Origin of the sequence: Bacillus sp. FSL K6-1366 (assembly GCF_037976695.1) — a bacterium.
Classification (GTDB): domain Bacteria; phylum Bacillota; class Bacilli; order Bacillales; family Bacillaceae; genus Bacillus; species Bacillus subtilis.
This window is the reverse complement of sequence record NZ_CP150268.1, coordinates 3,562,056-3,574,165: the sequence shown is the minus strand read 5'-3', so window position 1 is coordinate 3,574,165 and position 12,110 is coordinate 3,562,056. Positions and strand designations below refer to the sequence as shown.

Genomic DNA, 12,110 nt, shown 5'->3' with positions numbered 1-12,110 from the left:
CCTTCCTTGTGATCAAAAACACCCTTATATTTTGTGAACGTTCTCCTCAAAATATAGTTGCCATATTTTTTAAGGAGGACTGTCATGAAAAACATTCTCATTTTTCCTTTTTTAAGCATTTCCACCGGGCATCATCATGTGGCTGATGCATTGCAGGCTGAATTAGAGTCTCAAGGGCTGGCATCAGAAAAGATTGATATCTTTTCACATGCGTATAGGCGGTTAGAAAAATTGTCCTCCGTGGCTTATTTAAAATGGATTCAATATTTCCCGAAAACGTACAGCGGCATTTACAGGCTCCTCGCCTGCGGAGAATTTCAGCATGACAAACGCTATTTCATGTACGAATGGCTGTTCACACAGCAAATGAGGCACATCCTCCAAGAAAAACAGCCTGATATCGCCTTCTGCACACATGCGCTGCCTTCTTATCTGCTGAACCGATTAAAGCCTGAATATCCGAATCTGACGGTTGTGAATGTATACACTGATTTTTTCGTAAATCAATTATGGGGACGGAAGAACATTGATTACCATTTTGTTCCGAGCACGGAAGTAAAGAAGCAGCTAATATCAGAGGGGATCGATCAGAACAACATATACTTGACCGGCATTCCAGTTCACCGAAATTTTGAAATGGAATCAGCAGATACCTTGCAGCACCACCCGCCATATACCATCATCATCACAGGGGGCAGTATGGGGGTCGGCGGGCACTTAAAATGGGTGCAGGAACTGTCGCCAGGCGGAAAGATCTTATACAAAATATTATGCGGCAGAAACGAAAAGCTCTACTCCTATGTCAAAAGTTTACACCACCCCTTGATTGAGGCGATTCCTTACCTTCACAGCAAAGCAGAGATGAACCGTTTGTACGAACAGGCGACAGGCATCATGACAAAACCCGGAGGCGTGACCATCAGTGAATGCTTACAGAAGAGGCTTCCGGTATTTATTTATCATGCACTGCCGGGACAGGAGGAAATGAATTTAAACCTTCTACATGAAAGGAAACTCGTCACAGATATGAGAAACTGGGACATGAAGAAAGCAGAAGAGTATATCGCGGCATTTTTTCAATCGAACGAACAGATGAAGGAGTATAAAAAACACGTCAATGGATACCTTGGCGAAATGTCTGATAGGAAGATTGAAGATGTTTTAAAAAGAATCTTATGAAACAAAAAAACACTCTCCTGAAACAGAGAGTGTAGAATAGTTAACGAAACAGCAAATGCTGGCTGTGTATGCCTGCTTTCTTGAGCAGGACAATCAGCTGGTCCTGTTCATCAGGCGAAAGGCCTGAAAACGCTCTCGCAATACGCAGTGCATGAATCGGATAAATTTTATCCAAATACTCATTTCCCTTGTCAGTTAAATGTGCGTAAACAGAGCGTTTATCTTTCGGGTCCTGCTCCCTTACTAAAAACCCGTTTCTTTCTAGTTTGTCAATAACATATGTGACGTTTCCGCTTACAAGCAGAAGTCTCGACCCAATTTGCTGTAATTTTTGCGGGCCTCTTGTGTACAGGAGTTCCAGTACAGCAAATTCAGTGGGATTAAAACCGTGCTCTTTGCTATCACGGATACTATGTTCGGACACACTTTTGAAAGCCCTTGCAAAAACTCTGTACAAATTCATCGCACGCTCAACTTCTTCTTCGTTAAACGATAATCTCATCATATCTACCTCGTATATAGGATTTTTATAAAAAAATAATGAAAACCCTTACATATAATAAGAGTTCAGTCCCTTACTATACGTATTCGCTATAATTCGAGAAATTCCTTCTAAAAGCAAAAAAATCCTTATACATTATCTTGTATAAGGATAATTTTTATGATTTGTAATGCTTCGAAAGAAATAAGCATATTCTTTCCGAAGCTCAGAAATCGTCATTTTGTTCATGACCTCTTTATTATAAACCCCTATCTGATAGAGTTTTTCAGAATAATGGCGTCGTTCTTTTTCTAAAGCGGATTTCAATAAATTACTCATAGCGTCCTCCTTCATTTTGAGGTATCCTATACAAAAGATACTCTTTTTAAATGAACGTGGTATGAATCTAATGTAAAGAATTTATGTTTACGAAGATTTTCGGTATTGTCCGTTTTGAACCGATCTTAATAATTGAAAAGCCTGTTCTCCGGCAAGCTGCATAAACGTCTCCAGCATTTCATCACGCTTGATATCCAACTCTATAATTTCTTTTGCCAGTGAGACCGCTTTTTCTTCCTCCATGATTATCCTTCCTCCTCGTTTGATTCGTTACATAAAGGATAAAACGCGCTTGGGTGTTACGCATTATTCTTGTTAATTTTTCTTCCGTATTTTTTCAAAAATCTTCTATTTGATGTTAGAAAATATGACAAGCGTCAGGTTTTTTCTCTTTGTTTTTTATATACTATTATCAAAAGACATCCAGGGGTGGAAAAATGACCACAGAAGATCATTCTTATAAAGACAAAAAAGTGATTTCAATCGGAATTGTGAGTGAATTGACAGGATTGTCCGTAAGACAGATCAGGTATTATGAGGAACGAAAGCTCATTTACCCGCAGCGTTCTTCAAGGGGAACAAGAAAATACTCCTTTGCCGATGTGGAGCGGCTGATGGATATCGCCAATAAACGTGAAGACGGCGTACAGACGGCAGAGATTTTAAAGGATATGCGCAAAAAAGAACAGATGTTAAAAAACGATCCGCAAGTGCGGAAAAAAATGCTGGAGGGGCAGCTTAATGCTCACTTTCGGTACAAAAACCGTTAAATAATAAAAGTCCGGCTCGCAGTTGAGACGGACTTTTTACGTTTATAATGAGTGAATGAATGCAGTGGCAATGCCAAAGTAGATTAATAAAGATAAAATATCGTTTAACGTTGTAATCAGCGGTCCAGAAGCAATCGCCGGGTCTACTTTCAGTTTGTGCAAAATAATAGGGATAATCGTTCCTGACATCGTGCCGATGATTAAGGTTAAGAACAGTGAAGAGGCGACAACAAATCCCAAAAGCGCATTCCCCTGCCATATGATGGAGACAATCGCAATCAGCACAGAACAAACCGCTCCGATAAAAATGCTTGTTCTGAACTCCCGGAAGATTAGACGCACAATCGTTTTTTTGTTCATTTCTTCTTTAGACAAACCTCTGATGACAACCGCGAGAGATTGTGTTCCCGTATTTCCTGTCATCCCTGACACCATCGGCATGAAAAACGCAAGCGCGACAACCTGCTTCAGCGCATCTTCAAAATAGCTGATAATGCTTCCTGAAATCAGTCCGATAAACAAGAGTAAAATCAGCCATGGCAGGCGCCGGTATGCCGCCACGTAAGCTTTTGTGTCAAAGGTGATGTCTTTACCGGAAGCGGCAAATTTTTCGTAATCCTCATCAGCTTCCCGAATAACGACGTCGATAATATCATCGACCGTCACAATGCCGACAAGCACGTTGTTTTCTTCTACAACCGGTATTGCCAAAAAATCGTAACGTTCAATCAGGCGGGCAACTTCTTCCTGGTCCTGAAGAGCATCTGCTGATATGACGCGGGTAAACATTAAATCCTGCACCTTTTCTTCAGGTTCACCCAGAATCAAATCGCGGTAGGAAAGAACCCCAACCAGCTGTTTGCTTTCATTAATAACATATAAGTAGTTGATCGATTCAGCTATTTCAGCGAAGCTTTTCAGTTTGACGACCGCGTCTTTTACCGTGTAATGCTGAGGAATCCACACATATCGGTTTGTCATCATGCGTCCCGCTGAATCAGCCGGGTAATTCATCAAGAGCTGTACAGCTTTTGATTCTGACGCTTCCATGCTGGACAAAAGCTGTTCCTTCAGTTCTTCGTCCATTTCTTCAAGCAATTGAGCGAGGTCATCGTTGTCCATTTTGTTCATCGCCAGTGTTGCTTTTGTTTTTCCGACTTTATTTAAGACGACAAGCTGAAATTCGCGTTCCAGCTCCCCGATCATATCAGTGATATCGTCTACAGTTAAATAAGATAAATAGCGGGCGCGGTGTTTTTCCGGCATTTCTTTAAAAATAAATGCCATGTCATAGGGCTGAAGCTCATCAATAACACTTCTGAAATCCCTGATTTTCCCGTCTCGCAGTAAAATAATGATGCGTAAAATGAGTTCGTCATAGGTCATGTTTTGAACCATCGGGACTCGTACCTCCTCTACGGAGACGTGCCGGCCTCGCCAGAAGGTGCGGCAGTTCGTCTCCTCATCGTGTAATCAATTGTCTTGCTGTCATAGTATATGGGTACTTCTTCAGATTGACTCGAATGGGGAGAATCCATACTCCGCACCTCCTTTGATTGGTTTCGTTTTAAAGGCATAAAAAAAGCCTTCGGGATTGAAGGTGAAAGAAGCACGGCAAAAAAAGCGTGCGGGCGCCTTCAATCGTAGAGCTTTAGCACTGTATGGCATAGGACAAGCATCCAGCTGCATTAAAAATCACCTTATGTCGATGATTTCTGTTGACCCATTGGCGTCTTTGGACATTTTTGGGCAGCAGCGTATCTCCATACAGGAGCCTCACCTAACGAAGTTCCTAATTGAATTGACACACTGAGATTACAGAAAAAAACAAGCTGTGTCAACTCAAAAAAGTAATAAATGCGCTTACATCACAATTACGGAACAAAACAAGGGCCAAAGCCCTTATTCTGTTGTTTGTGTCTCGTCATCTTCAGAAAGCAAATGATACGTTTCATGAAGAAATAAGGCATACTCTCCTTCCTTCGTCGGATGAGGGACATATTCAGCCTGATTGATGTATTGCTCCTCTTTCTTTTCCATGCGTTTCGCCTCCTTTTCTACTTAGATTGTCCAAAAGAAGGTTTCTTATCATGAAAAACCCCCGCTGCAGCGGGGGTTTTGATTAGTCATCTATCTCCTGTTTGATAATGCGTCCATCTTTTGCGGAAATTTCAAATTCTGTCTCAGTTCCTTGCTTCGTTTGGATTTCCATTTCATAGATGTAAGCACCGTCATCTTCGTCAAGCTTACTTTCTGTTACGGTTCCACCTGTTTGCTTTAAAGCAATTTCTTCAGCTTCTTCTTTGGTTATGGCGACTTGTTCTGCTTTCTCCTTTAGCGGGTCATTAAGCGCTTGTTTTGTATGAATATCTACATAAACGTCGTAGTCTTCACCTTCTTTTTCAATCTCCACTTCATAGACTTCTTTACCGTTGTAAAGGTCTCTGTCAATGTTTTCTACTGTGCCGTCAACAACTGTTTTAGCAATTGCTTCTGCTTCTTGTTCAGTGAGTGCATCCGTCTTAGAAGAAGCCTGTCTGTTTTCATTGTTTTCTTTGGCAAACGCGTTGTAGCTGAATCCTCCGGCCGCTAGGCACCCTGCTAAAAGACCGACCATCCATTTTTTCTTGAGCATTTGTGAGTCCTCCTTTGTTTTGTATGAGTACAGTTTACACACTCAACATGAAAGGAAAACGAGAGCAAGATGAGAATTTGATGAGAAACCGTCAGTCTTCATACACAATGTTAGCTACCTTTCCTGTGTAGGCATTGATTTTCACTGTCGCTTCCTTATTATCAGGAAGATCAACGTCTACTTCAAAGATGAGAGTGCCCTCACTTTCTTCGAGATCTGCGTCATCCGCTGTTCCACCCGTTTTTCGCTCTGCAATTGTTTTGGCTTCTTTTTTCGTAATCGGCGTTTTTTGTTGATCTTTGCTGCTGATTTGATCGGCAGACAAGACTGTTTTTGCCTGCATGTCTACCTTCACTTCGTATGTTTTCCCGTCTTCTTTTTGTATGGTATAAGTGGCAACTCGACTTTGTCGTGTTTGTTTTTTGACCGTTCCCGGCACTCGCTCAAGCGCGAGATGCTCGGCTTCTTTTTCTGTCATGGCAGATGGATTCACTGCTTTTACTCTATTCATTGAAAGAATGTCAGCCGATATTGCGTCTGCTTTTACAAAGTAAGTTCCCTTTGGATTTTCAAGGGTTATAGCATATGTTTTTTTATCCTTTGATTGAGTTGCTTTCGTGACCTTGCCTTCATAGGAGGCTTCGACTTTTTTTACGACAGTCTCCTTTGACAATACGTTCTCATGGGTTTGCCGAATGATGAGAAACGTACAGATGATGACAACTAAAATGGCTGCTGCAGCAAAAGATACTATTTTTATTGTTTTAGTCATCGGCCTCCCCCATTCTGTTCGCTGAATTGCATGGTGACAGCTGTTCCTTGTCCCGGCTTGCTTTTGACAGACAGCTCAATGCCATGCTCATCGGCGATTTGCTTGGCAATGGAAAGGCCTAAACCCGTTCCGCCTGTTTTTCGATTTCGTGCCTCATCTGCCCGGTAGAACCGTTCGAACAAATGCGGGATATGCTCCTCAGGTATTCCGATGCCTTCATCCCTCACTGACAGAAATGGCCGTCCATTCCTCGTTCCGGCTGACATCTCAATAGGCTTTTCACTATACTTTATTGCATTATCAAGCAAAATGGTCAACAGCTGCTTGATGCGTTCTTCATCAGCCTTTACAAGCAGGCTCTCTTTATCTGTTTCAAGCAATATGTCACGCTGATAAACGGGCTGGAGCGTTTGCATAACCGCGCGCGCCGCTTCAATCAGATCGATTGTTTTCAGATCAAGCTCAAGCTCTTGATGACTTTTGGCCAGCGCCAAAAGCTGATTGGTCAGTTTTTTCATATGCACCGCTTCTGAGTGAATGGCTTCTATCGACTCCTCAAGCACCTCCGGCTTTTTTGCCCCCCACCGCTTCATCAGGCTGCTGTAGCTTTCTATAATGGTGAGCGGGGTTTTCAATTCGTGTGAAGCATCTTGAACAAATTGCTGCTGTTTATCATAGTGCTCCTTCAGCATCATTGCCATTTCATTAAATGTCAGCCCCATTTGATACAATTCATCGTTGGACTGTCCTTCTAAAGAAATCGTTTTAAATTCTTTGTCTCGCTGTATGTCTTTCATTGTGATCATTAATCGTCTGATCGGATTGATGATTCGGCGGGCTAGCAAGCTGCCTGCAAAAAAAGAAGCAATGCAGACAGCAGCACTTGCAGCGATTAAAATAATTTTCAGCAGAAACAGACTCTCTTCTGTGTTCTCAAGCCTTTCAACCAGCTGAAGAGACACCACTTGTCCATCGGTCCAAATCACCGGAACAGCAGCCTCGGCAAACAGCTTGCCGTCATGTTTCCTCACATCTGCCGTTTCTCCGCTATGAAAAGAGAGAGGAAAATCTTTATAGGCTTTTTCTTTTGTGATCGTCATAACGGCTTTTTGATCACCATTCACTACACGCACCATGCCATTTGCCGGAAGATAGGCCTGCAGCATATCCTGCAAAGCCACTCCTTCTGTTTCAGCGGCACGCAGCGCTTCGGCAATGTTATCCGTCTCATCAGCAAGCCGGGCCGCATCCTTTGATGTCAGCGCAGACGAAAAAATGAGATATACTGCGGTATGAACCAAAATTAATAAAATCAACAGTGATAGCGAAGTGTATAGATGAATCTTGGTCTTCAGCTTCATCGTTTACCCCTTAATGGCATAGCCGACCCCGCGAATCGTATGGATCAGCTGTTTTTCGTAAGGATAGTCCAGTTTTTTTCTGATGTATCTTATGTAGACGTCCACGACATTGGTATCACCGATATAATCAAATCCCCATACCGAGCTTAGAATTTGCTCCCGTGTCAGCACTTGCTGCGGATGCTTTAGCATATAGACGAGCAGATCAAATTCCCGCGGCGTTAATTCCACCTCTTTGTCTCCGCGTCTCACTTCACGGGTTTTTTCGTTCACCCGCAAATCGTCATATGTAAGAAAGGTGCCGATATCTTCCGTTTTTGTTCCATTTTGCCGCAGCGCCGCCCTGATTCTCGCAAGCAATTCCTCGATTTCAAACGGCTTGGTGACATAGTCATTTGCACCGATGTCCAGACCTGTTACCTTATCAGGAATACTGTCTCGCGCCGTTAATAATATGACCGGTGTCTGCGAATCCGTTTTTCTCAAGCGGCGCAGCACTTCCAGTCCGCTAAGCCCCGGAAGCATGACATCAAGAAGCACCAAGGAATACCCGCCTTCCGCTGCCGCATCAAGACCTTCTGTGCCATTGTGTTTGATCGTGACGCTGTATCCTTCATATTCCAATTCAAGCTGAAGAACCCTGGCGATTTTTTCTTCATCTTCCACAATTAATATGTGTCCTTTTTCCAAATTTGATCATCCTCTCCCGTCCCTATTTGAAAAAAATGATTTCGTTGTTTACAAAATGATTCTTATCATCTATTATGATGTCAAAATAAAAAATTGTATACGGAAAGCACTAGGGGTGCTGTTTTGGCTGAGATAAAGCGCGGAAGAAACGCGCTTTGATCCCTTATGACCCGATCTGGATAATACCAGCGTGGGGAAGTGCAGGTTGACCGAATGGTGTATTTTTTTGTGCGCTTAATCGATCTATGACTGCATATTCCCTTAGGATATGCAGTTTTTTATTTTACCAAAAAAACAGGAGGTCGGAGAAATGGAGCATATTTGCGGTACAAGCAAAATCGCCGGTTTTCGCTTCTCTTTATATCCGATGACGGATGATTTTATCAGTGTGATCAAGTCTGCGCTGAAAAAAACAGATACATCCAAGGTATGGACGAAAACCGACCATATCAGCACGGTGTTACGCGGATCGATTGATCATGTATTCGATGCTGCAAAAGCCATTTACCTTCATGCAGCAAACAGCGAACAACACATCGTCATGAACGGCACGTTTTCCATTGGATGCCCGGGTGACACACAGGGGGATACATATCTTTCCAAAGGTGATAAGCGTGTCAATGATGATGCTGTCCGAGGCTTGAAGGCGGAAGCGCCGTGCCAATTTGCCCTTTATCCAATGAACGAGCCGGATTATATGGGATTGATTATGAAGGCTGTCGACATTGCAAAAGCCCAAGGCACTTTCGTACAGGGTGTCCATTACGCGAGCGAGCTTGACGGGGATGCGCATGACGTATTCAGCACATTGGAAGCCGTTTTCCGCATGGCTGAGCAGCAAACAAACCACATCACCATGACTGTGAATCTTTCGGCTAACAGTCCATCAAGAAAAAACAGAAAGCAGGGATAAAATGAAAAGCTGGAAAGTAAAAGAAATTGTCATCATGTCGGTTATCAGTATCGTATTTGCCGTTGTTTATTTATTATTTACACATTTCGGAAACGTGCTTGCAGGTATGTTTGGGTCAATCGCCTATGAACCGATTTACGGCATTTGGTTTATCGTTTCTGTGATCGCCGCGTACATGATTCGAAAACCGGGTGCGGCGCTCGTTTCTGAAATCATTGCCGCTCTCGTTGAGTGCCTGCTGGGAAATCCGTCTGGCCCGATGGTCATCGTCATTGGCATTGTTCAAGGACTCGGGGCTGAGGCTGTGTTTCTTGCAACACGCTGGAAAGCATACTCTCTCCCTGTCCTTATGCTGGCCGGTATGGGGTCTTCAGTAGCCAGCTTTATCTATGATCTCTTTGTTTCTGGCTATGCAGCCTATTCACCAGGTTATCTGCTCATTATGCTTGTGATCCGCCTCATTTCCGGCGCGCTTTTGGCGGGGCTTCTCGGAAAAGCTGTCAGCGACTCTCTCGCTTATACAGGTGTGTTAAACGGAATGGCACTCGGAAAGGAACTGAAAAAGAAACGGAAGCGGGCGTCAGAACATGCAAGCCTTTGATGAGCTTCTGACGGTTGAGCAGCTCAGCTTCTCTTATGAAGAAGACGAGAAACCGGTTTTTCAAGACATTTCGTTTGAGCTTCAAAAAGGAGAATGTGTTTTATTATTAGGACCGAGCGGATGCGGCAAAAGCTCGCTCGCCCTTTGTTTAAACGGTCTATATCCGGAGGCTTGCGACGGCGTTCAGTCCGGACATGTCTTTCTATTTCAAAAGCCGGTCACAGATGCTGAAACCTCCGAAACGATTGCTCAGCATGCCGGGGTCGTTTTTCAGGATCCTGATCAGCAGTTCTGCATGCTGACGGTGGAGGACGAAATAGCGTTCGGGCTGGAAAATCTGCAAATTCCAAAAGAAGAAATGACAGAGAAAATCAACGCCGTATTAGAAAAATTACGCATTACCCATTTAAAAGAAAAAATGATCTCAACCCTTTCAGGAGGACAAAAGCAGAAAGTGGCTCTCGCCTGTATTTTGGCGATGGAGCCTGAGCTTATTATTTTAGATGAGTCGACCTCTCTTTTAGACCCTTTCTCAGCGCAGGAGTTCGTTCATCTGATGAAGGATCTTCAGCGGGAAAAAGGTTTCAGCCTCCTCGTCATTGAGCACCAGCTTGATGAATGGGCGCCTTGGATTGAGAGAACGATCGTACTCGACAAATCAGGCAAAAAGGCGCTGGATGGCCTGACGAAAAATCTATTTCAGCATGAAGCGGAGACACTAAAGAAATTGGGCATCGCCATTCCAAAGGTCTGTCATCTGCAGGAAAAGCTGAGTATGCCGTTTACTTTATCAAAAGAGATGCTGTTCAAAGAGCCTATTCCTGCCGGGCGTGTCAAAAAGAAGAAAGCCCCTCCTGGGGAGAGTGTGCTTGAAGTCAGCAGCCTTTCGTTCGCGAGAGGACAGCAGGCGATTTTCAAAGACATCAGCTTTTCGTTGCGCGAAGGCTCTTTAACGGCGCTTGTCGGTCCGAACGGAACTGGAAAATCGACGCTCTTATCAGTTCTGGCCCGTCTCATGAAACCGCAAAGCGGCAAAATCCTTCTTTATGACCAGCCGCTGCAGAAATATAAAGAAAAAGAATTGCGTAAACGGATGGGATTTGTTTTTCAAAACCCTGAGCATCAATTCGTCACCGATACGGTGTATGACGAGCTTCTGTTCGGCCAGAAAGCAAATGCTGAAACTGAGAAAAAAGCGCAACACCTGCTGCAGCGTTTTGGTCTTGAGCATTTGGCTGATCATCATCCGTTTGCGATCAGCCAAGGGCAAAAACGGCGACTGAGCGTAGCTACTATGCTCATGCATGACGTAAAGGTTTTATTATTAGACGAACCAACCTTTGGCCAGGATGCCCGCACGGCGGCTGAATGCATGGAAATGATTCAGCGTATCAAGGCAGAGGGAACCGCTGTCCTTATGATTACACACGATATGGAGCTAGTCTCTTCGTATGCTGACAGCGTGCTTGTGCTTCACGATACGGGCCTGGCCTTTGACGGATCTCCAGCGCAGTTGTTTTCTCAAGAAACAGGGCTTGTCCAAAAAGCAAAGCTCACCCTTCCCCTTCTATATGAATGGATGGCATATCAAGAGGAGGTGCGTGATGAAGCAGCCGTTACATCTCATTAATCCGACTGTGAAAGCGGCGGCGGTTTTTTGTTGTGTCGTCATGCTGTCGTTTATTTACAACCCTTACACTCCGGCATGTTTTTATATCATCATCGTTGCGGGCGTTCTACTGGCGGCCGGAATCCCATTGAAAAAATGGTTGTTGTTTACGATTCCGTTTTTGATTTTAGCATTCGGGTGCGTGTGGACAGCCGCAGTTTTTGGAAAGGTGCCGACAACACCGGATAATTTTTTGTTTCAAGCAGGCCCTATCTCAATTAACAGCGATAATGTGTCTGTCGGCATCTCCCTTGGGTTTCGTATTTTATGCTTTTCCGCCTTATCGATGATGTTTGTTTTTACAACCGATCCGATTTTATTTATGCTGAGCCTTGTCCAGCAGTGCAGGCTCTCACCAAAGCTCGCGTACGGTGTCATTGCAGGCTTTCGCTTTCTTCCGCTGTTAAAGGATGAGGTCCAGCTGATTCAGCAGGCTCATAAAATCAGAGGAGGAGCGGCGGAGAGCGGCATCATGAATAAAATCAGTGCGTTAAAACGATATACCATACCCCTATTGGCAAGCGCCATCAGAAAAGCGGAACGGACAGCGCTTGCAATGGAATCGAAAGGATTTACAGGAAGCAGAAACCGGACATACTACAGGACATTGAGCGTGAACCGGCACGACTGGGTGTTCTTTTGCCTCGTCCTCTTATTATTCGCGGGATCCTTTCTCGTATCTTTATGTTTCGCATCATAA

Annotated in this window: 15 protein-coding genes, 1 pseudogene and 2 riboswitches; of the genes and pseudogenes, 6 read left to right on the top strand and 10 right to left on the bottom strand. The window is 43.9% G+C overall.

The features are described from left to right. The first annotated feature begins 84 nt into the window (after positions 1 to 84). Positions 85 to 1,214, top strand: a pseudogene (locus MHI44_RS18790) (glycosyltransferase). Positions 1,215 to 1,219: 5 nt separating this feature from the next. Here MHI44_RS18790 and MHI44_RS18785 read toward each other — a convergent pair. The 3 genes from MHI44_RS18785 to MHI44_RS18775 all read right to left on the bottom strand — a co-directional run bounded on the left by MHI44_RS18785 (position 1,220) and on the right by MHI44_RS18775 (position 2,242). Continuing rightward, on the bottom strand, positions 1,220 to 1,684 hold the full coding sequence (locus tag MHI44_RS18785) for a MarR family transcriptional regulator (protein ID WP_003232536.1): 465 nt from the start codon (positions 1,682 to 1,684) through the stop codon (positions 1,220 to 1,222). Between the two features lie 132 nt (positions 1,685 to 1,816). After that, positions 1,817 to 1,999, bottom strand: coding sequence for a stress response protein YkoL (gene ykoL, locus MHI44_RS18780; RefSeq protein WP_003245766.1), 183 nt, complete (start codon positions 1,997 to 1,999; stop codon positions 1,817 to 1,819). Positions 2,000 to 2,086: 87 nt separating this feature from the next. Next, positions 2,087 to 2,242, bottom strand: coding sequence for a hypothetical protein (locus tag MHI44_RS18775; protein WP_003232538.1), 156 nt, complete (start codon positions 2,240 to 2,242; stop codon positions 2,087 to 2,089). Positions 2,243 to 2,436: 194 nt separating this feature from the next. Between MHI44_RS18775 and tnrA the strand changes: the two genes are divergently transcribed. After that, positions 2,437 to 2,769, top strand: coding sequence for a MerR family transcriptional regulator TnrA (gene tnrA / locus MHI44_RS18770; protein WP_003232541.1), 333 nt, complete (start codon positions 2,437 to 2,439; stop codon positions 2,767 to 2,769). Between the two features lie 42 nt (positions 2,770 to 2,811). Here tnrA and mgtE read toward each other — a convergent pair whose 3' ends face one another. From mgtE to ykoG, 7 genes are all read right to left on the bottom strand, one after another. Next, the gene (mgtE, locus tag MHI44_RS18765) at positions 2,812 to 4,167 is read right to left on the bottom strand and encodes a magnesium transporter (protein ID WP_003232543.1); all 1,356 of its coding nucleotides are present in this window, start codon (positions 4,165 to 4,167) and stop codon (positions 2,812 to 2,814) included. 17 nt (positions 4,168 to 4,184) lie between these two features. Further along, a complete protein-coding gene (locus MHI44_RS18760; RefSeq protein WP_009967087.1) occupies positions 4,185 to 4,307 on the bottom strand; it encodes a hypothetical protein in 123 nt (40 codons plus the stop codon). A 91-nt stretch (positions 4,308 to 4,398) separates the two neighbouring features. Further along, positions 4,399 to 4,564, bottom strand: a riboswitch (M-box (ykoK) riboswitch). Between the two features lie 107 nt (positions 4,565 to 4,671). After that, on the bottom strand, positions 4,672 to 4,809 hold the full coding sequence (locus tag MHI44_RS18755) for a transcriptional regulator SplA domain-containing protein (RefSeq protein ID WP_003218541.1): 138 nt from the start codon (positions 4,807 to 4,809) through the stop codon (positions 4,672 to 4,674). A gap of 82 nt (positions 4,810 to 4,891) precedes the next feature. Next, positions 4,892 to 5,404 carry a PepSY domain-containing protein gene (locus MHI44_RS18750; protein WP_339202530.1) on the bottom strand — a complete coding sequence of 171 codons (513 nt, stop codon included), beginning with the start codon at positions 5,402 to 5,404 and terminating at the stop codon, positions 4,892 to 4,894. A 91-nt stretch (positions 5,405 to 5,495) separates the two neighbouring features. After that, the gene (locus MHI44_RS18745) at positions 5,496 to 6,176 is read right to left on the bottom strand and encodes a PepSY domain-containing protein (protein WP_339202529.1); all 681 of its coding nucleotides are present in this window, start codon (positions 6,174 to 6,176) and stop codon (positions 5,496 to 5,498) included. Then, the gene (ykoH, locus tag MHI44_RS18740; protein WP_032677392.1) at positions 6,173 to 7,537 is read right to left on the bottom strand and encodes a two-component system sensor histidine kinase YkoH; all 1,365 of its coding nucleotides are present in this window, start codon (positions 7,535 to 7,537) and stop codon (positions 6,173 to 6,175) included. Before ykoH ends, MHI44_RS18745 begins: the two co-directional genes overlap by 4 nt. Positions 7,538 to 7,540: 3 nt before the next feature. Then, complete coding sequence (gene ykoG, locus MHI44_RS18735) at positions 7,541 to 8,227, bottom strand: two-component system response regulator YkoG (RefSeq protein WP_003232551.1); 687 nt, start codon at positions 8,225 to 8,227, stop codon at positions 7,541 to 7,543. 101 nt (positions 8,228 to 8,328) lie between these two features. Beyond that, a riboswitch (TPP riboswitch) is annotated at positions 8,329 to 8,441 on the top strand. A gap of 96 nt (positions 8,442 to 8,537) precedes the next feature. Here ykoG and thiU point away from each other — a divergent pair. The 4 genes from thiU to thiX are packed head-to-tail and all read left to right on the top strand — an operon-like array spanning position 8,538 to position 12,110. Continuing rightward, positions 8,538 to 9,140 carry an HMP/thiamine ABC transporter substrate-binding protein ThiU gene (gene thiU, locus MHI44_RS18730; RefSeq protein ID WP_021479434.1) on the top strand — a complete coding sequence of 201 codons (603 nt, stop codon included), beginning with the start codon at positions 8,538 to 8,540 and terminating at the stop codon, positions 9,138 to 9,140. Between the two features lies 1 nt (position 9,141). Then, positions 9,142 to 9,741 (top strand): ECF transporter S component, encoded by a 600-nt coding sequence (locus MHI44_RS18725; RefSeq protein ID WP_339202528.1) that lies wholly within the window; start codon positions 9,142 to 9,144, stop codon positions 9,739 to 9,741. Continuing rightward, the gene (locus tag MHI44_RS18720; protein WP_339202527.1) at positions 9,728 to 11,371 is read left to right on the top strand and encodes an energy-coupling factor transporter ATPase; all 1,644 of its coding nucleotides are present in this window, start codon (positions 9,728 to 9,730) and stop codon (positions 11,369 to 11,371) included. Before MHI44_RS18725 ends, MHI44_RS18720 begins: the two co-directional genes overlap by 14 nt. After that, complete coding sequence (gene thiX / locus MHI44_RS18715) at positions 11,346 to 12,110, top strand: HMP/thiamine ABC transporter permease ThiX (RefSeq protein ID WP_339202526.1); 765 nt, start codon at positions 11,346 to 11,348, stop codon at positions 12,108 to 12,110. The genes MHI44_RS18720 and thiX overlap by 26 nt, the downstream gene beginning before the upstream one ends.